Genomic DNA, 18,248 nt, shown 5'->3' on the forward strand with positions numbered 1-18,248 from the left:
AACGGTCCCGCCGGTTCTCCATTAGCTAAGAACAAGCAATGGAGAAATCTGCATGGACATCGTTCTGGCCACCCTGATCAGCCTGGCCGCGATGGCTGTGTCGGTGCTGTTGCACTACCAATCCATGCTGATCGCGCGGAACATTCTCCAGGGCAGCGGATTATCGCGGCGAACCGGCGTGATTGTCGGCATGGCCAGCGTCACCGTCGCGCAAATCCTCAGCGTGCTCCTTTACGCGGTGATCTACTACTTGATGACCCTGCGCCCCTTCTTTGGATCCTTGAACGGAGAAATCGAAGGCGGCTTCCTCGACCCGCTCTACTTCTCGCTGATGAGCTACACCACCCTGGGCGTGGGCGACATCTTCCCCCTGGGTGCCTTGCGCATCGTGTCCGGCATCGAAGCTTTGAACGGCTTCGCGCTGATCGGCTGGACAGCGTCCTTCGCCTATACGCTCATGCGTCAGGGCTGGTCCGACTGAGGCGCTCCAGCTCTCGGTCTCGTCTTCGGCAACCCTTGTTCCTCTGGCTCGTTGCTTCCGCAGCAATGGAGCACCAGACATGACCGAACAGCACAGCGACACACTTTCTCCCCAGGAAGCCATCGATCGCATCTGGGAATTGGCGGACAAGATCGACATCTGCATGCTGACCACTTGGGACGGCAAACAACAGCGCAGCCGCCCGATGGCCTCTCGCGTTCGCCGCGAAGAAAGCGCCATCTATTTCCTCACCGATATCGAGGGACACAAGCTCACAGAGATCGAAAAATTCCCCCACGTCTCGCTCGCCTGGGCGGACAATGGCGGCCACAAATATGTGGTGATCGCGGGTGAGGCTGAGGTCTCCAACGACCGTGCCAAGATCGAGGAGCTTTGGACCAAGTTCGACAAGGCTTGGTGGGACGACGCCAAGGACCCGCAAATTCGCCTGCTCAAGGTCACGCCCGAAGATGGCGAGGTCTGGGACAGTCCCAATATGGTGGTGACCGGTGCCAAGATGCTAGCTGCTGCCGCAACTGGTTCCAAGCCCGACCTGGGCGAGACCGGCAAGGCGAAGCTGTAGCAGCCATCCCCATCCCTGGCTAGCAGGGCGGAACCAGAGGCAAGATCGTCGAGCCCCTACCAAAGTCGGGACTCGACAAGCTTCCGACTCGCCGCTACCTTCCCGCCCATGATCAACACCGCGACCTTCTTTTGGTATTTTAGCTATCCGCTCCCGGCGGAGGCTATTGCGCGCGTGATCTGACCCCAGAAAAGACCACCAAATCGCAAGCCAGCCGCCCGACTTCCGAGGCGGCTTTTTTATTGGCCCCTCCGGATCATCTCCCAGAGGACCACATAAAATGCTCAAATCCACTGACGACCTGCGCATCACCGAAATCAAGCCGCTGACCACGCCAATTGAGGTCATGCACCAACATCCGCGTACCGACGCCGCCACCCGCACCGTGATTGCCGCGCGCCACGCCTTCCACAACATCCTCTCAGGCAAAGACGATCGGCTGGCCGTTATTGTTGGTCCCTGCTCCATCCACGATCCTCAGGCCGCCATAGAATACGCCAACCGTCTCGCGCCCCTGCGTGAAAAGCTCGGCGACCGGCTCGAAATCATCATGCGCGTCTATTTCGAGAAGCCCCGCACCACCGTGGGCTGGAAGGGTCTCATCAACGACCCCGAGCTTGATGGCAGCTTCAACATAGATCATGGCCTGCACACGGCGCGTGCCCTGCTGCTCGACATTGCTAATCTCGGCTTGCCGGCCGCTTGCGAATTTCTCGACATGACCACCCCGCAATATCTGGTCGATCTGGTCACCTGGGCCGCCATCGGCGCGCGCACCACCGAAAGCCAGATACACCGCGAGCTGGCCTCTGGTCTCTCTTGCCCGGTCGGTTTCAAGAACGGCACCGACGGCAATATCAAGATAGCGCTCGACGCCGTGCTTTCGGCTTCCCAGCCGCATCATTTCATGGCTGTCACCAAGGACGGACGCTCGGCCATTGCCGCTACCACCGGCAACCAGGATTGCCACATCATCCTGCGCGGCGGCAAAATCCCCAACTACGATGCCAACAGCGTCGATGCTACCGCCAGCGCAGCACAAAAGGTTGGCCTCAACCCGGCAATCATGATCGACGCCAGCCATGCCAATTCGTCCAAAAAACACGAGAACCAGCCTTCGGTCCTTGGCGATATCGGCACTCAGCTGGCCGCCGGCGAAAGCCGCATTATCGGCGTCATGGTTGAATCCAACCTGGTCGCCGGCCGCCAGGACCTGGTTCCCGGCCAGCCCCTCAACTACGGCCAGTCCATCACCGATGGCTGCATCGACTGGGACACCACAGTCGCCGCCCTCGAAGCCCTCGCGGAAGCCGTCGAGAAGCGTCGGGCGGTGAGCAAGAAGGCCGTGGCGTAGCGCACCCCACCCGGCCTCCCCTGATAAGGGGAGGAGCCAGCCGTGGCAGCGCTTAGCCTCATTCCCGCCCTCCTCAACAGACTCGATCAATCCCTCCCCCTATCAGGGGGAGGTTCGGTGGGGGTATCCAATCAAGAGACACATCCGCCTTGACCGCTCCCCCGCCATCCTGTTCTCTCCCGCCATGAACCGGAACCCGCTTTTCCTCGTCCCCAATATCATCACCATCGCCCGCATCGCGGCGATCATCCCCATCGCCGCACTGGTGATGTCGGGCGACACCACGGCCCGCGCCATCGCGCTGTTCCTCTACATCGCCGCTGCCGTGAGCGATTGGTTCGATGGCTATCTGGCCCGCGCCTGGGATCAGTATTCTGACTTGGGCCGCATGCTCGACCCCATTGCTGACAAGATGCTGGTCGCCATCCTCATCGCTGTGCTGGCCTGGGACCGCAGCCTCTCCGGCCTCGATATGATCCCGGCCATCGCCATTCTGTTCCGGGAGACTTTCATCCCCGGCCTGCGCGAATTCCTTGGAAACAAGACCGTGGTCCTGCCGGTCAGCCAACTCGCCAAGTGGAAGACCACCATTCAGCTTGTTGCCCTGGCCGTCGTGCTGGCCGTGCCGCTCATTCCCGGATTCACCCTGCTAGCCAGCCTTGTCCTTTGGGTGGCGGGCATCATCACCCTTTGGACCGGTTGGCAGTATTTGCGCGCCTCCTGGCCGCATCTGTCGGGTATCGGCAAGTGAAGGTGCTCTATTTTGCCTGGCTACGTGAGCGCCTCAACCGCGCCAGCGACGAAGTCTCCCCGCCGCCCGAAGTGGTCACCCTGGCCGATCTCGTCGCATGGTTGCGCGCCCAGGATGAAGTGCTCGACCACGCGATGACCAACCCGGCCATCTTCAAACTCTCCCGCGACGCCCGCATCGTGCCCTGGGACACCCCTATCGACGGCGCCCGTGAAATCGCCATTCTCCCGCCCATGACCGGCGGCTAAAATGATCCGCGTCACCGAAAAAACCTTCGATCCCGGCGCCGAACTCAACGCCTTCCAGGCAGCCCACACCGAAGCCGGTGCCTTGGTGAGCTTCACCGGCATCGTCCGCTCAAAGCCCGATGACCCGATTTCCGCGCTGATCCTGGAATGCTATCCGGAACTGGCCGAGAACGAACTGGCCACCATCCGGCAAACCGCCATAGAGCGCTTTTCGCTCATCGACGCCGCCATCATCCACCGTCATGGCCGTCTGGTCCCCGGCGAAACCATTATGATGGTGCTGGCTCTCGCCCCGCATCGCCGGGCTGCGTTCGATGGCGCGCAATTCCTCATGGACTATCTCAAGACTGACGCGCCCTTCTGGAAACAGGAAGAGACCGCCACCGGCCTGCGTTGGGTCGAGGCCAAGCCCGAAGACGACGACGCGCGCGCGCGCTGGGCCCGTTAACCCCATTCTCAAAGGATTCGTTCCGGCCTCAATTCCTGTGTTAATCTTGCATTAACCATGGAGCGTTTCCAGCGAAAGTGGAACCGGTGTTGCGGTTCGGAAACGCGACGAAACAAGGACTTAGGCCAGCCATGTCGTCGCAAGCCTATATCGACGCCGCCACGGTCAAGCGCCTCTCCGTACTGCAGACCTGGCGCACCGCCCTTGCGATCCTGTTCGATTGGGGCGTCATCTTTGCGGCCATCGCCGTCTCGCAATGGGCGCAGGATCCGCTGGTTTATCTCCTCGCCGTGGCCGTCATTGGGGGTCGCATGCATGGCTTTGGCGTCTTGCTGCACGATTTCGCTCATTACCGCTTCATCTCCGGCAACAAGGCGCTAAGCGACTGGATCTGCGATCTGCTGCTCGCCTGGCCGGTGCTCACAACCGTGGCCAGCTATCGCAGCAATCACCTTGCCCATCACCGCTACACGAATACCGACAAGGACCCCGACTGGGTGTTCAAGCTGGGCAACCGCCGCTTCACCTTCCCCAAGGCCTGGCAGGAAGGAGCGCTGGACTTGCTGAGCTATCTGGTGGTCGTGGGCTCGATCATCGATATTTTCGGCATGCTGCACCGCCTCAAGGCCGCTGAAAAACCACCGCTAACCTACCGGCTGGCGCGACTCGGCTTCTACATCGCCTGCGCCATTCTGTTCACCTGGTTCGGCATCTGGACCGACGTGCTGCTCTATTGGTTCGTGCCCTATTTCACAGCCTTCTTCCTGCTCATGCATGTGCGCAGCGTCGCTGAGCATTTCGGCTCAATGGACTATAGTCACGAACTGGGCGGCACCCGTTCAGTGCTGCCCTATTTCTGGGAGCGAGCCTTCTTTGCCCCCCATCATGTGAATTTCCACCTGGAACACCACCTCTACCCCAGCGTGCCCTTCTACAACCTGCCCAAATTGCACGCCGCCCTGATGGCCAATCCCGACTATGCCGCCCGCGCGCACAACACCCGCGGCTACACCACGGGCCTGGTGCGCGAAACCGTGTTCGGTACCAGTTCCATCCCTGCCAGTTAGCGAAGGACCATTCTTCTCCGAAGAAGGCGGCGCTCAGCGCCGGGTGAGGGCTTCGCGCCGCCCGGAGTGCTACCTGTAGCTTGAATGGTTTCACAAACAGAAGAAGCCGGACGTTTCCGCCCGGCCCTTTCCAAGTCCAAAATCTTGAAAATCTACTCCGCGGCAGCCTTCTTCGGCTGCACCGCCTGCGTATAGGCATCAATCAGCGTGCGGCAGGCCTCGCCCGGGGTAAACCGGTACTCCCCGATTTCCGAAACCGGCGTCACTTCTGCGGCAGTCCCGGTCAGGAAGCACTCATCGAACTGGCCCAGTTCCTCGGGCTTGATATGCCGCTCGGTCACGGTAAACCCATGCTCCTTGGCAAGACCAATCAGCGTCTGGCGGGTAATGCCGTTCAGGATGCAATCGGGCGTCGGCGTCGTGATCTCCTTGCCCTCGATAAAGAACACGTTCGCGCCCGTGGCTTCCGCCACATAGCCGCGATAATCCAGCATCAGCGCATCGGCATAACCGTTGGCCATGGCCGCGTCTTTCGACAGCGTACAGATCATGTAGAGCCCAGCCGCCTTGGCCGAACACGGAATAGTTTCCGGACTCGGGCGTTTCCACTTGCTCCATTCCAGGCGAATGCCCTTGAGCTTCTCCTCAACCGAAAAATAGCTCGGCCACACCCAGGCCGCGATCGCCACATGGATGGTGTTGTTGCGCGCCGGCACCGAGAGTTCTTCCGAACCGCGCCAGGCCACGGGCCGCACATAGGCGTCGACCAGGTTGTTCTTTTCCAGCACGAGCTGCTTGGCCGCTTCGATCTCCTCGACCGAATAGGGGAAAGGCTTCATATCCAGTGTGGCGGCAGAGCGGATCAGACGCTCGGTGTGCTCGCGCGATTTGAAAATTTCCCCGCCATAGGCGCGCTCACCTTCGAATACGGAGCTGGCATAGTGCAGACCATGCGTCAGCACGTGCACCTTCGCGTCCTTCCAGGGTTTGAGTTCGCCATCAAACCAGATCCAGCCATCACGCTGGTCCATAGGCAGGCCTGCCATTGTTCCTCTCCGAAAAATAAGACTCGCGCCGTTCTTCCTGAACGCGCCTTTTGCTCAATCATGCATCAGGGTCAAACCCTTGGCAAACCGGAACGGCTCTGGAATAAGTCAAAGCTGTGGTGCCGATGGAGGAACAATGCCAGCGGATCGAAAAAATGTCAACAAGGCTGACATAAATTCTCTGGCCGATCAGGCACACTTGCCGCTCGACATCATGGGGCTATTTTTCTTTGCCTATCGCGACTTCACCGGCGATGCCGATGCCCTGCTCGAACGTCAGGGTTTTGGCCGCGCCCATCACCGCGTGCTTTATTTCGTCAATCTCCGCCCCGGCATGCCGGTGGCCGACCTGCTCGACATCCTGAAAATCACCAAGCAGAGCCTGGCGCGCGTGCTGCGCCAATTGATCGACAATGGCTATATCGAGCAGCGCACCGGCCATTCAGACCGGCGCCAGCGCCTGCTACACGCCACTGACAAGGGCCGCGAATTCTTCGCGAAGCTGTCTGAAACCCAGGCCAGCCGGATCGACGCCTCGATCAACGCTCTGTCCCCTGAAGCCGCCAATATGGTCCGCCGCTTTCTCGTCGGCATGGTCGATCCCACCGACCGCGCTGTGCTCGATCGGCTCAATCTCACCAGAAAACTCTAGAAACAGGCGTCAGCCGCGCCCCAGCTCTTCGCTGCGCTTACGGGCGGCATCGACGGCTTTCTCCATCAGCGGCGTCAGTCCGTCATCAGCCATCAGCACGGCCAGCGCCGCCGCCGTCGTGCCATTGGGCGAGGTTACGTTCTGCCGCAACACGCCCGCCGGGGCCGGATCGGCTTCCATCAGCGCTGCCGCGCCGATCACCGTCTGCCGTGCCAATTGCATGGCCACATGTTCGGGCAGCCCCTGCTTGACGCCGGCCGCTGCCAGCGCCTCGACCAGATTGAACACATAGGCCGGGCCCGAACCGGATACCGCCGTTACCGCGTCGAGGTCGCTTTCGGCGTCAAACCAGGCCACCTGCCCCGCCCCCGACAGCAACGCATCGGCCGCCCCACGATCGTCCGTACCCACCTCCGGGCCGGCCACGGCGCCGGTCACGCCCTTGCCGATCTGCGCCGGCGTATTGGGCATGGTGCGCACCACCCGCCCCGTTTCCAGCCCCGCCGACAGCGTCGCAATTGAAATACCCGCCGCAATGGAGAGCACCAGCGTCTGCGGTCCAACGGCCTGCTTGAGCCCGTCCATCACTTCGCCGATGATCTGTGGTTTGACCGCCAGCACCAGCACATTGGGCTCCAGCCCCACGGCCTCGGCGTGAATGGTCAGATCATAGTCGGATGCCAGCGCCTTGGCCGCATCGCTCGGCGCCGGATCGACCAGCACCAGATTGCTCCCCGGCAGCCCGGCTTCGAGCCAGCCGCGCGCCATCGCCATGCCCATCTTGCCGGCGCCAACCAGCATGACGGGACCCAAAGTCCGCAGATTTGCGCTCATTATGCTTCGCCTACTGTCTCGAACATCACATGGCTCAGTGCATCGGCGGCCGACTTCCCGGCCCACACGACGAACTGGAACGCCTGATAGTAGAGATCGCAACTATCGGTAGCGGAACGCAGCAGCGCCTCACATTGTTGCGGCGAAACATCGGCCCCGCCCGTCAGCAGGTGCGAATTGCGGAACAGGACCACGCCTTCCTTCTGCCAGATGTCGAAATGGCCGATCCAGAGCTGCTCATTGATCAGGCTGATCAGTTGCTTGATTTCGGCCCGCCGCCCCTCTGGCGCCTTGAGATCGAAAGCGCAGGCGATATGCAGGCTTTCCAGATCTTCCATCCAGTTGAACGAGACGTGATAATCGCTCCACCCCCCGCGCACGGAAATGGAAATCTCGTCGGCATCCTGCCGCTCGAAATTCCAGTCGTTGATCGAGGCGATGTGCTCGACAAGGTCCACCGGATGGGAGACGCGGTCGGGCTCATATTCAATCAGGGACATATAGATCGTCCGTCCTTGGAAGGCGTTTTCGTCCACGCAGCCCTTGGGCCACCACTCTTGGGGTACGCTTGGAGAACAACACCGCCAACGCGACGGCCTCAAGAATCGTCCTCCATGTCTGAACCCTACACTGCGTCTCTGATTCAGGGGACGCGACGGGATCGGAGAACACCATTCTCTTGTGGATGATGATCGGACCGTTATGGTTAACGAGCCGTTAAAACGCCCGGCCAGCCTGTCTCGAAACGGTGCTTTTCAACAAGCACAAGCCGCGCCGCAGCAAAGCGAGGAACGAGCCCCTACCCCAGGCTCTCCGGCCCCGCCCAGCCGAACCGGATCGCATCGCCCCAGCCGGCAAAACCATTCTCCTTGGCCAGCCGCGCGGCGGCCTCGGTGTCGTAGGGCACCGAAATCAGCGCCGTCTGCCACTTGCCCAGCCGCCGCTCGACAATGGCGTAATGCGCGTCGGGTGAACCGCGCACCATCTGCATCCCCACCGATCCGGGATTGACCAGCAACCGCCCGTCACTCAGCCGCAGTGTGCGCGCAATATGGGTGTGCCCGCACAGGATCACCGGCTGGTCCAGCCCCACAGCCTCGCGCTCCACCTCGGCCTCCGAGGGCAAAACCGTGTTCCGTCCATCAAAGAAATTGTCGAGCCAGGGCTTTTCGTCACTGCTCGGCGTGCCGTGGCACATGAACACCGCATCGCCCAGCTTGGCCGTCGCCGGCAGGCCCGCCAGCCACCCCATCTGGTGCGCGCTCATTTGGGCTCGCGCAAATTCGTCCACCGACCACGGCTCGTGCCGCAGCGAGGGGTCCACCACCCAGCGATCATGATTGCCGCGAATGGCGGTGGCGCCGAGCGCCATCACCCGCTCGGCCGCCCCCGCCGGATCGATCGGTCCGCTCACATGGTCGCCCAGGCACACAATCGCCTCGACCCCATGCCGCTCGATATCCTGCAGCACGGCGTCCAGCGCCGGCACATTGCCATGAATATCGGAAAGAACCGCGATCCGCATCGCCTGGCCCGCCTAGCTGGCCGGCTTATCGCCACGCAGCGCCGCCAGCTCCTTGCGCAGCGCCTCGATTTCCTCGCCCTGCACCTGCACCAGCTCGCGCAGCGCATCGAAATCCTCGCGCTTGACCAGGTCCATGTCATTGACGATCCGCGTCGCCTGGGATTTGACGACGGTCTCCACCTCCCGCCGCACCCCATCGGCCACCCCGGCCGCCTCATTCATCACCCGGCCCAACCCGTCAAAAATCTTGTTGTTCTGGTTCATGGCACGGCTCCGTGTCGTGGAAAATTCCTGTTCCCCGATATGTAAGCGATGGACCGGGGAATGACCAGTGCGGCGGATTGGTGCGGGGAGGATTGGGGTGGTTTTCTGATGGTCTACTACTTAAGCCGCCAGCCAGGAAAGCAGACATCCTGCGGTTGGCGAATTCAGGGCCATCAGCGGTCCGACCGTTTAAGATGTCACCGTGCCGAGGACCGAACCCGTCTACCTTTGGGGCGGCATAGGGTCCGCGCTCAGTCTATTTTTTTGACAATGGGTTGCGACGAGCGCGCCTTCGCGCTGCTCTAGTGGGAAGTCTGTCAAAGCGTCGACGAGATGTCAGACGCCCCGGTGGGATAGGCGAACATCGTGTCCTTGAGTTGGTCCGCCGTCAGCCCGTGCCGCACGGCCAAGGTGAAGACATTGATGACCTCGTCGGCGTGCGGTCCTAGCAGGTGCGCGCCCAGGACGCGCTCGCTGCCTTCCTCCACCAGAACCTTGTAACCCGAGACGGATTCCGCCTGTTGGCGCGTCGAAAACCAGCCGGGCGTCCGATTACACTGCACGCGGAACTTCAGCCCCCGTTCATGAGCTTCGGATTCGTCCAGCCCAACTCGGGCAAGGGGCGGCAGGGTGAACGCGACCGAAGGAACGCCCTTGTAGTTCGGCGTGCTGTGATTGCCTTCCAGCAGGTTCGCCACAACCACCTTGCCGTCGTGATTGGACACGGGGGTAAGCGGCGGGCCCATCTGGGCAGTGTCGCCAGCGGCATAGACGGCCGGGTTCGACGTGCTTTGCAGGTATTCGTTGAGGGCCAGCTTGCCGTCCCGCAGTTCTACCCCACCAGCCTCAAGGTCGAGCGGCTCGAAGTTGGGCTTCCGGCCAGCGGCATGCACAACCATGTCCGCTTCGAAGGTCTCAGAGCCGCCGCCGCTGGCTGCAGTGATGCGAAAGGTATCGCCGGTCTTCTCGATACGCTTGACCTCGGTGCCGGTGTGCAGGGTCACGCCGATCTCTTCGTACTTCTCCATCAGCCATCCGACCAGGTCCGGATCGAAGCCCTTGAGCATCCGGTCGCCGTGCTGGAGGATCGTGACCTCGGCCCCGGCTCGCGCGGCGATATGGGAGAACTCGGCGGCGATGTAGCCTCCGCCGACCAGTATGATCCGGCGCGGCAGGTCTTCCATTTCAAGGAAGCCCTCGTTGTCGATCAGGTGCTCCTCGCCGGGGATGCCCAGCTTCATCGGCTCTGCCCCGGTCGCCAGAACGATGTGCCTGGCCTCCAGTGTTTCGCCATCGACCTCAACAGCATTCGAGCCAACGAACCGGGCCCGCCCGTGGAAGGTCGCGATGCCGCTGTCGGAGAAGCTCTTCTCCTTCTTGTCCGGCACTGGGTCTGTGAAGCCGCGCTTGAACTCCAGCAGTTCGCGCCAGTCGATCCGCACGTCGCCCTCGACTCCCTTGCCGTGCATCCGGCGGGCGTGGTCGGCGGCAGAGGTGCCCCCGATCAGCATCTTCTTGGGATCGCAGCCGCGAAGCGCACAGGTGCCGCCATAGGGTCGGAAATCGGTTACCGCAACGCTTCGGCCCGTGGCGCTGACGCGCTTTGCCACGGTGGTCGCAGCGGTTCCGCTGCCGATGACGATCACGTCGTAAGTTTTGGCCATTAGAATCCCTGAACCCGGCCGCCCTCACAAAAAGCTTTCGCCTCCTGTCTCTCCAGACAGATAGCTACAATTCCGAGAGGGCGCCGCCGGCTTGATTTAGTTCTGTGCTGTTCATCGAACGACATTATGTCCCGCAGGTTCCGTAGCGCCCAAGGCATTGAGGTATTGTCGTAGCACTCGTTGCCGTTAGCGACAGCGTTGCGGGCCGCGATCTTGGCGCAGTTGCAGCCATGAAACAAACTGCTCGCGGTCGGTGACGTCACTCGCGACATAGACGCCGTCGCGCGAGGTCTGCATGTCCCGCCCTACGAAGATCCTGCCACGTCCGTAGACGCACGCGCCTCGGGACACGTCCTATGCAAAACCGCAGGTCACCAGGACCGTCCGGCCCTTCGGCATCCCCGACGCATCGCGGAACGCTCTTTGATTTTGTCGCGGAACCGAAAACGGTCCTTCCCGTCCATCAGCCCACCCCCTCCGTCCATACGCGCCTTGAACCGCCGCCCGCATCGGGTTACGGCACTCACGGTGCTGCCATAATCGAACGGCATGCCGGTCGGCCTCACGGAGACAGAGCCTTGCCCTTCCCCAATATCGACCCCATTGCCATTGCCATCGGCCCTATCGCCATTCGCTGGTATGCGCTGGCCTATTTGTTCGGGGTCATTCTGGGCGCGGGCTATGGCTATCTGCTGTTGCGCAATCAGCGCCTCTGGCATCGCGGCGCGCCGCCCTTCAAGGCCAGCGACATCTGGGATTTCGCCTTCTGGGCCATGCTCGCCATCGTCATCGGCGGGCGCGTCGGCTATGTGCTGTTCTACAACCTGCCCTATTATCTGGAAAATCCGGCCCAGATCATCAACACGCTCGATGGCGGCATGTCCTATCATGGCGGCATGCTCGGCCTGATGCTGGCGGCGATACTGTTTACCCGCTCCAAGGACGGCAACTGGCTCTCCAGCCTCGACCTGCTCGGCGCCGTCGCCACCATCGGCATCCTGCTCGGGCGCCTGGCCAATTTCATCAATGCCGAGCTCTATGGCGCCCCTACTACCGTGCCCTGGGGCGTGGTCTTCCCCACCGATCCACTGCAATTGGCCCGGCATCCCAGCCAGCTCTACGAAGCCGCGCTCGAGGGCCTCTTGCTCTTCCTCGTTATTCGCGTCGCCACTCATGTGTTCTACGCGCTGCGCAAGCCCGGTCTGGTCGCCGGCATCTTCGCCATCGGCTACGCGCTCTCGCGTATTGCCGTCGAATTCGTCCGCCTGCCCGATGCGCAGCTTGGCTATCTTTATGGCGGCTGGCTCACCATGGGCCAGGTGCTCAGCCTCCCCATACTCCTCGGCGGCCTGATCCTTGTCATCTATGCGGCCACCCGCCGCGAAAACCCGTTGCGTCCATGATTGAAAAACCCACCCAAACCAAGCTCGACAGCCTGACGCTGGAACAGCAGATCGATTTGCAGATCGCCACTTCCGGCCCGATCTCGGTCGCCACCTATATGGGCCTCTGCCTTACCCACCCGTCCAAGGGCTATTACCGCGCTACCGAACCGCTCGGCGCCAAGGGCGATTTCGTCACCGCCCCGGAAATCAGCCAGATGTTCGGCGAATTGATCGGCTTCTGGCTGGTCAATCTCTGGCAGCAGATGGACGAGCCCAAAAGCTTCACCCTGCTCGAACTCGGTCCCGGCCGCGGCACGCTGATGGCCGATATCCTGCGCGTCGCCTGCCGCGCCCCCGGCTTTCGCGACGCCTTGCAGCTTCGCCTCTTTGAAACCAGCCCGGTGCTGATGGCCGAGCAAAAGGCCAGGCTCGAAGTCTATGACCCGAAATGGCTGCAGGATTTCGAGACCTTCGACGAGGGCCCGGTGCTCGTCGTCGCCAATGAGTTTTTCGATGCCCTGCCCATCCGCCAGTTCATCCGCAAGGAAAACGGCTGGCACGAGCGCCAAGTGGGCCTCAAGGACGGCAAGCGCGCCTTTGGCCTCTCACCCACGCCCATTCCACCCGCCTCCATGCCCGATGCGGTCGCCAATGCCGCGCCAGATACCATGCTCGAAGTCTGTTTTGCCGCAGCCGAAGTCCTCACGCGCCTGGGCAAGGTGATCGCCAAGCAGGGCGGGGCCCTGCTCGCCATCGACTATGGCTATGGCACCACCCAAACAGGCGACACCCTCCAGGCCGTCCGCCGCCACGCTTATGCCGATGTGCTCGAAGCCCCCGGCGAAACCGATATTTCCGCCCATGTCGATTTCGGCGCCCTGGGCAATGTCGCCCGCGCCGCCGGTCTCGCCACCCAGCCTTTGGCCACGCAGGGCGAATTCCTCACCCGTCTCGGCATTGGCGAGCGCGCCGCCGCGCTTTCCGGCGCCAATCCCGGCTCGGCCAGTGACATCCGCACCGCCCATGATCGGCTGGTGGGCTCCGACCAGATGGGCACCCTGTTCAAGGCGTTCTGCGCCCACAGCCCCGGCCTGCAACCACCCGGTTTTACCGCATGAATGTGCCCCACGAACGGACCCCGGCCCTTGCCGCCATCCCGACGATCCGCCACGGCTTCTTCGGCCGCGCCGGCGGCGTCTCCACCGGCGAACACGCCGGGCTCAATGTCTCGCTCGCCATGGGGGACGAACCGGCCCATGTCGAGGCCAATCGCCAGATTGTCGCCGATACCATCGGCCTTGGTCCGCTCAATATTTTGAAGCAGACCCACTCCACCCGCGTCCAGACCCTCACCGGCCCCATTGCCCCTGGCAGCATCGATGCCGACGCCATGGTCACCGCCACGCCCGGTATAGCGCTGGGCATTCTTACCGCTGACTGCACGCCGATCCTGTTTGCCGACCCCGACGCCGGTGTCATCGGCGCCGCCCATGCCGGCTGGCGTGGTGCGGCCGAAGGCATTGCCCTCAACACCATCGCCGCAATGGTCTCCCTGGGCGCCGAGCCGGCCCGCATCCGCGCCGCCATCGGCCCCACTATCTCCGGCCCCAATTATGAAGTGGGCGACCAGTTCCGGGCCGACCTCCTCGCCATCAACCCCGACGGCGAACCCTTCTTCACCACGCCCGCAGGCGGCAAGCCGCATTTCGACCTGCCCGGTTTTGTTGAAGCGCAATTGCGCGCGGCGGGCATCGGTGCGGTGGAGAAACTGGGCATTTGCACCTACGCCGCCCCCGACCGCTATTTCTCGCACCGCTACGCCACCCATCGGCAGACGAAAACCGGCCGCCAGATCGCTGTCATCGCAATGACATGAGGTTTATTTACCCCTTAGCCCAATGTGGCGTTGTCACGCCGGACACTTGTCGCTAAAGCTGCCCGCGAAACTGGAAGGTCCCATTCCCTGCGGGACCGGTTGAGACAGGATCGCGCCCATGAAGCTGGTGACCGGCAATTCCAACCGACCTCTGGCCCAGGCCGTCGCCAGCTACCTCGAACTTCCCCTGACTGATTGCACGGTGAAGCGCTTCGCCGACAAGGAAGTCTATGTCGAGGTGCACGAGAACGTCCGCGGCGAGGATGTGTTCATCCTCCAGTCCACCAGCTACCCGGCCAACGACAATCTGATGGAGCTGCTCATCATCACCGATGCGCTGCGCCGCTCCTCCGCCCGTCGCATTACTGCCGTGCTGCCCTATTTCGGCTATGCCCGGCAGGACCGTAAGTCGGCCCCCCGCACCCCCATTTCGGCCAAGCTGGTCTCCAATCTCATCACCGAAGCCGGTGCCAACCGCGTGTTGACGCTCGACCTGCACGCCGCCCAGATCCAGGGCTTTTTCGACATCCCCACCGACAATCTTACCGCTGCGCCCGTCATGGTGCGCGACATTCGCGACAATTACGACGTCAAGAACGTCATGGTGGTTTCGCCTGACGTCGGCGGTGTGGTGCGCGCCCGCAACGTCGCCAGCCGCATTGGAGCGAGCCTGGCGATCGTCGACAAGCGTCGCCCCCGCGCCGGTGTTTCCGAAGTGATGAACATCATCGGTGAAGTCGAAGGCCGGACCTGCATCATGATCGACGATATCGTGGATTCTGGTGGGACCCTGGTCAACGCGGCCGAAGCCCTGCTCAAAGCTGGTGCCAAGGAAGTTTCGGCCTATATCACCCACGGCGTACTCTCCGAAGGCGCTGCCGAACGCATCGCCGCCTCCAAGCTCAAGGAACTGGTCGTCACCGATTCCATCCTTGAGACCGATGCCACCAAGGCCGCCGCCAATATCCGTCGCATGTCGATCGATGCGCTGATTGGCGAAGCCATCGCGCGTACCGCCAGCGAGCAGAGCGTTTCGAGCCTTTTCGACTAGCATCAGGCCCATAAAACTAATTGCCGGGACCCAAATGGGGCTATCCTGTGCTCACCAGCACAGGAGGAGCCGATTATGCCCCGCTTTCTCGCCCTCTACATGGGCACGCAGAATTCCGAAGTGCAAAAGGCCTGGGATAGTCTCCCCGAGGCGGAAAAGGCCGAGCGCAGCCAGCGCGCCATGACGGAATGGGGCCAATGGGCTGAGCGGCACAGCCACGTGATCGTGGATATTGGCGCGCCACTGGGCAAGACCTTGCTGGCCTCCCCCGAGGGTGTAACACCTGCCCGAAACCCCATCACAGCCTATGTCATTGTGGAAGCAGAAACCCACGAAGAGGCCGCGCAGATGTTCAAGGACCACCCACACTTTGCGATTTTTCCGGGAACGGGCGTCAAGATCATGCCCTGTCTCCCCATGCCGAGCCTGTAAGGGACAGCAGACCGCGGGAATCTGTTGCCCAGTGACCTCTTATCCTTTATAGCCCAGCGCCATGAAGCGCTCGTCACCCCTGGAGGACGGGCGCGTATGTTGTTGTAGGAACGACATACACCAACCCAGAATGGATGATTTCCATGGCTGCCAACAAGGTGCTCAAGGCACAGGCGCGTGAGGGAGTGGGCAAGGGGGCCGCTCGTGAGCTGCGTCGTCAGGGACGTGTTCCCGCTGTTATTTATGGTGACAAGAAGCCCCCCGTCACCGTTTCCGTCGCATTCAAGGATGCGCTGAAGTCGATCTACTCGGGCGGTTTCAAATCGCACGTTCTCGACCTCGATGTCGACGGCACCGTGCACAAGGTGATCCCGCGCGATTATCAGCTTGACGTCGTCATGGACCAGCCGGTCCACATCGACTTCCTGCGCGTCTCGGGTAGCTCCAAGATCCACGTTGAAGTGCATGTCAACTTCATCAACGAAGAAAAGAGCCCCGGCCTCAAGCGCGGCGGCACCCTCAACGTGGTTCGCCACACGATTGAGTTGATCGCGCCGGCCAACGCGATTCCCGAAGAGATTACTGTTGATCTCTCCGGTACCGAAATTGGCGATTCCCTGCACATTTCGGCCGTTACTCTGCCCAAGAACGTGACGGCTGCAATCACTGACCGCGACTTCACTATCGCGACCCTGGTTGCTCCCTCGGGCCTTAAGTCAGCTGATGCTGCTGGCGGCGCCGAAGAAGCCGAGGACACTACCGAGAGCGAAGAGGAGTAATCCTCTCACTCCGGAGCATTGTGCAGTGAGGCGGCCCATGGCCGCCTCATTCATTTGCAAAGGCTGGCTTGATGAAATTGCTTGTTGGACTGGGCAATCCCGGCGCCCAATATGCGGGCAACCGCCACAATATCGGCTTCATGGCCATTGATGCCATCGCCGCTGCCAGTGGCGTGTCCAATTGGAAATCCAAGCATTCTGGCCACATCGCCGAAGCCAGCATTGGTGGCGAGCGGGCAATCCTGCTTAAGCCGCAGACCTTCATGAACAAGTCCGGCGACAGCGTCCAGCAGGTCGCACGCTTCTACAAGATCGAGAATGCCGACATCATCGTCTTCTATGACGAACTCGATCTGGCCCCTGGCAAGGTGCGGGTGAAGGTAGGCGGCGGCAATGGCGGCCACAATGGCCTCAGGTCCATCGACCCGCAGATTGGTCTGGACTACAAGCGCGTGCGCCTGGGCATCGGTCATCCTGGCAAGGAGTTCGTCACCCATCATGTGCTGGGCGACTTCGCCAAGGCTGATCAGGCCTGGCTCACGCCTTTGCTCGACGAAATCGCCCGCCAGGCACCACTTCTGCTAAGGGGCGACGACAGCGGCTTTATGAACAAGCTCGCTTTGGCCGTGAAGGGCGATGAACCGAAAAAGGACGACAAGCCGGCCGCCCCCAAGGGACAGAGTCACATTCGCCAGGCCCGCCCGACAAAAACGCAAACCGAACTGCCCAAGTCCGGCCCCATGGCCGACATGCTGAGCAAACTCTTCGGCAAGCGCGACTAGTTCCCGCGTCGGTCGTCTGTCCTCGCGCCCAGATCACGAATGTCTCGCGCAGCTTGCTCCCGCACCACCGGCTTGCCAATATTGCGGCATGCCACTCAAAGCCAGTCGAGCCTTGCTGACCGCGCTGCTGTTCCTGTTCCAGTTCTGGGCACCTCAGGGTGCGGCCCAGGAGCGGGAGGTCCGAACCTGCCATGCGTTGGAAGAACGAGAAATTTGCATCGCAGAGCACAGTTACAAGGCCGACGTGTGCGCCGCCATCGCGGTTTTTGCCGAGCATTGGAGCCTACCGGCGGATTACTTTGCCCGGCTTATCTGGCAGGAGAGCCGTTTCAATCCGGCGGCCGTCAGCCCTGCTGGAGCACAGGGAATAGCGCAATTCATGCCATCAACTGCCCGCCTGCGCGGCTTGGTTAATCCGTTCGACGCTGCTGAATCAATGGCGCGCTCGGCCGAGTATCTGCGCTTCCTCGAACTCAAGTTTGGCAATCTCGGACTTGCTGCTGCTGCCTACAATGGCGGCGAAGGCAGGATAGGGCGTTACGTTGCCAATAGCGGCGGCGCTCTGCCCGCAGAAACGCGCGACTACGTTACGATCGTCACCGGCCATTCCATTGACCAGTGGCTCATCAACGCCGTTGGCGAGGTCGACTACACGTTGGACGAGACCAGTGACTTTCGCACAGCCTGTGTCGCCATGGCCGAGACGATGCGCCCTCCCAGCCTCACGACTACGTCCGCCCAATGGCAACCCTGGGGTGTCTTGCTGGCCCAGGATGCTTCCGCCGACCGGGCCCGGAGCCGCTTCCTTGAGACCCAGACACGGTTCAGCAGCCTGCTGGCAAACGAGCAACCGATGCTGATCAGCGTTCGCAATCCAAGATTTGGCAATCAACTGCGCTTCTCGGCGATGGTCGGTCGCCCGAACCGGCAAGAAGCCGAAGAACTGTGTCAGCGTCTTCTCGCTATGGGCGGCAACTGCATCGTGCAAAAGAACGCCCCTTGAGGCATCCAAACGACTGAAGCACT

General features: G+C 61.7%; 22 protein-coding genes. 16 read left to right on the forward strand and 6 right to left on the reverse strand.

Annotation, left to right across the window (positions count from 1 at the left end):
* Nucleotides 1-52: 52 nt before the first annotated feature.
* The 7 genes from GGR20_RS07255 to GGR20_RS07285 all read left to right on the forward strand — a co-directional run bounded on the left by GGR20_RS07255 (nt 53) and on the right by GGR20_RS07285 (nt 4,932).
* Complete coding sequence (locus tag GGR20_RS07255) at nt 53-481, forward strand: ion channel (RefSeq protein ID WP_183310587.1); 429 nt, start codon at nt 53-55, stop codon at nt 479-481.
* Nucleotides 482-560: 79 nt separating this feature from the next.
* The gene (locus GGR20_RS07260) at nt 561-1,064 is read left to right on the forward strand and encodes a pyridoxamine 5'-phosphate oxidase family protein (RefSeq protein ID WP_183310588.1); all 504 of its coding nucleotides are present in this window, start codon (nt 561-563) and stop codon (nt 1,062-1,064) included.
* Between the two features lie 280 nt (nt 1,065-1,344).
* Entirely contained in the window at nt 1,345-2,418 is a 1,074-nt protein-coding gene (locus tag GGR20_RS07265; protein ID WP_183310589.1) for a 3-deoxy-7-phosphoheptulonate synthase, read from the forward strand.
* A gap of 184 nt (nt 2,419-2,602) precedes the next feature.
* Nucleotides 2,603-3,169, forward strand: a complete 567-nt coding sequence (pgsA, locus tag GGR20_RS07270; RefSeq protein WP_183310590.1) for a CDP-diacylglycerol--glycerol-3-phosphate 3-phosphatidyltransferase — start codon at nt 2,603-2,605, stop codon at nt 3,167-3,169.
* Nucleotides 3,166-3,417, forward strand: coding sequence for a MoaD/ThiS family protein (locus GGR20_RS07275; protein WP_183310591.1), 252 nt, complete (start codon nt 3,166-3,168; stop codon nt 3,415-3,417). Before pgsA ends, GGR20_RS07275 begins: the two co-directional genes overlap by 4 nt.
* A gap of 1 nt (nt 3,418) precedes the next feature.
* A complete protein-coding gene (locus tag GGR20_RS07280) occupies nt 3,419-3,865 on the forward strand; it encodes a molybdenum cofactor biosynthesis protein MoaE (RefSeq protein WP_183310592.1) in 447 nt (148 codons plus the stop codon).
* Between the two features lie 131 nt (nt 3,866-3,996).
* Nucleotides 3,997-4,932, forward strand: coding sequence for a fatty acid desaturase family protein (locus GGR20_RS07285; RefSeq protein WP_183310593.1), 936 nt, complete (start codon nt 3,997-3,999; stop codon nt 4,930-4,932).
* Between the two features lie 152 nt (nt 4,933-5,084).
* On the opposite strand, the gene GGR20_RS07290 is transcribed toward GGR20_RS07285, so the two are convergent.
* Nucleotides 5,085-5,978 (reverse strand): branched-chain amino acid aminotransferase, encoded by an 894-nt coding sequence (locus tag GGR20_RS07290; RefSeq protein ID WP_183310594.1) that lies wholly within the window; start codon nt 5,976-5,978, stop codon nt 5,085-5,087.
* A gap of 136 nt (nt 5,979-6,114) precedes the next feature.
* On the opposite strand from GGR20_RS07290, the gene GGR20_RS07295 reads away from it, so the two are divergent.
* Nucleotides 6,115-6,630 (forward strand): MarR family winged helix-turn-helix transcriptional regulator, encoded by a 516-nt coding sequence (locus GGR20_RS07295; protein ID WP_246349483.1) that lies wholly within the window; start codon nt 6,115-6,117, stop codon nt 6,628-6,630.
* 9 nt (nt 6,631-6,639) lie between these two features.
* On the opposite strand, the gene proC is transcribed toward GGR20_RS07295, so the two are convergent.
* From proC to GGR20_RS07320, 5 genes are all read right to left on the reverse strand, one after another.
* Entirely contained in the window at nt 6,640-7,464 is an 825-nt protein-coding gene (proC, locus tag GGR20_RS07300) for a pyrroline-5-carboxylate reductase (protein ID WP_183310595.1), read from the reverse strand.
* Entirely contained in the window at nt 7,464-7,964 is a 501-nt protein-coding gene (locus tag GGR20_RS07305; RefSeq protein ID WP_183310596.1) for a type III secretion system chaperone family protein, read from the reverse strand. The genes proC and GGR20_RS07305 overlap by 1 nt, the downstream gene beginning before the upstream one ends.
* 299 nt (nt 7,965-8,263) lie before the next feature.
* Nucleotides 8,264-8,989, reverse strand: a complete 726-nt coding sequence (locus GGR20_RS07310) for a metallophosphoesterase family protein (protein WP_183310597.1) — start codon at nt 8,987-8,989, stop codon at nt 8,264-8,266.
* Between the two features lie 12 nt (nt 8,990-9,001).
* Nucleotides 9,002-9,253, reverse strand: coding sequence for an accessory factor UbiK family protein (locus tag GGR20_RS07315; RefSeq protein WP_183310598.1), 252 nt, complete (start codon nt 9,251-9,253; stop codon nt 9,002-9,004).
* A 317-nt stretch (nt 9,254-9,570) separates the two neighbouring features.
* Nucleotides 9,571-10,917: a dihydrolipoyl dehydrogenase family protein gene (locus GGR20_RS07320; RefSeq protein WP_183310599.1), complete on the reverse strand. Its 1,347-nt coding sequence runs from the start codon at nt 10,915-10,917 to the stop codon at nt 9,571-9,573.
* 578 nt (nt 10,918-11,495) lie between these two features.
* Between GGR20_RS07320 and lgt the strand changes: the two genes are divergently transcribed.
* The 8 genes from lgt (at nt 11,496) to GGR20_RS07360 (ending at nt 18,225) form a co-directional block, all read left to right on the forward strand.
* Nucleotides 11,496-12,320 (forward strand): prolipoprotein diacylglyceryl transferase, encoded by an 825-nt coding sequence (lgt, locus tag GGR20_RS07325; RefSeq protein ID WP_246349484.1) that lies wholly within the window; start codon nt 11,496-11,498, stop codon nt 12,318-12,320.
* Nucleotides 12,317-13,420, forward strand: coding sequence for a class I SAM-dependent methyltransferase (locus GGR20_RS07330; RefSeq protein WP_183310601.1), 1,104 nt, complete (start codon nt 12,317-12,319; stop codon nt 13,418-13,420). The genes lgt and GGR20_RS07330 overlap by 4 nt, the downstream gene beginning before the upstream one ends.
* The gene (pgeF, locus tag GGR20_RS07335; protein WP_183310602.1) at nt 13,417-14,178 is read left to right on the forward strand and encodes a peptidoglycan editing factor PgeF; all 762 of its coding nucleotides are present in this window, start codon (nt 13,417-13,419) and stop codon (nt 14,176-14,178) included. The genes GGR20_RS07330 and pgeF overlap by 4 nt, the downstream gene beginning before the upstream one ends.
* A gap of 118 nt (nt 14,179-14,296) precedes the next feature.
* A complete protein-coding gene (locus GGR20_RS07340) occupies nt 14,297-15,229 on the forward strand; it encodes a ribose-phosphate pyrophosphokinase (protein ID WP_183310603.1) in 933 nt (310 codons plus the stop codon).
* Between the two features lie 75 nt (nt 15,230-15,304).
* Nucleotides 15,305-15,661: a hypothetical protein gene (locus tag GGR20_RS07345; RefSeq protein ID WP_183310604.1), complete on the forward strand. Its 357-nt coding sequence runs from the start codon at nt 15,305-15,307 to the stop codon at nt 15,659-15,661.
* A 143-nt stretch (nt 15,662-15,804) separates the two neighbouring features.
* Nucleotides 15,805-16,440 carry a 50S ribosomal protein L25/general stress protein Ctc gene (locus tag GGR20_RS07350; RefSeq protein ID WP_183310605.1) on the forward strand — a complete coding sequence of 212 codons (636 nt, stop codon included), beginning with the start codon at nt 15,805-15,807 and terminating at the stop codon, nt 16,438-16,440.
* Nucleotides 16,441-16,511: 71 nt separating this feature from the next.
* Nucleotides 16,512-17,222: an aminoacyl-tRNA hydrolase gene (pth, locus tag GGR20_RS07355; RefSeq protein WP_183310606.1), complete on the forward strand. Its 711-nt coding sequence runs from the start codon at nt 16,512-16,514 to the stop codon at nt 17,220-17,222.
* 88 nt (nt 17,223-17,310) lie between these two features.
* On the forward strand, nt 17,311-18,225 hold the full coding sequence (locus GGR20_RS07360; protein ID WP_210283115.1) for a lytic transglycosylase domain-containing protein: 915 nt from the start codon (nt 17,311-17,313) through the stop codon (nt 18,223-18,225).
* Nucleotides 18,226-18,248: the final 23 nt, after the last annotated feature.

The organism is Devosia subaequoris (assembly GCF_014197055.1).
GTDB classification, from domain to species: Bacteria; Pseudomonadota; Alphaproteobacteria; order Rhizobiales; family Devosiaceae; genus Devosia; species Devosia subaequoris.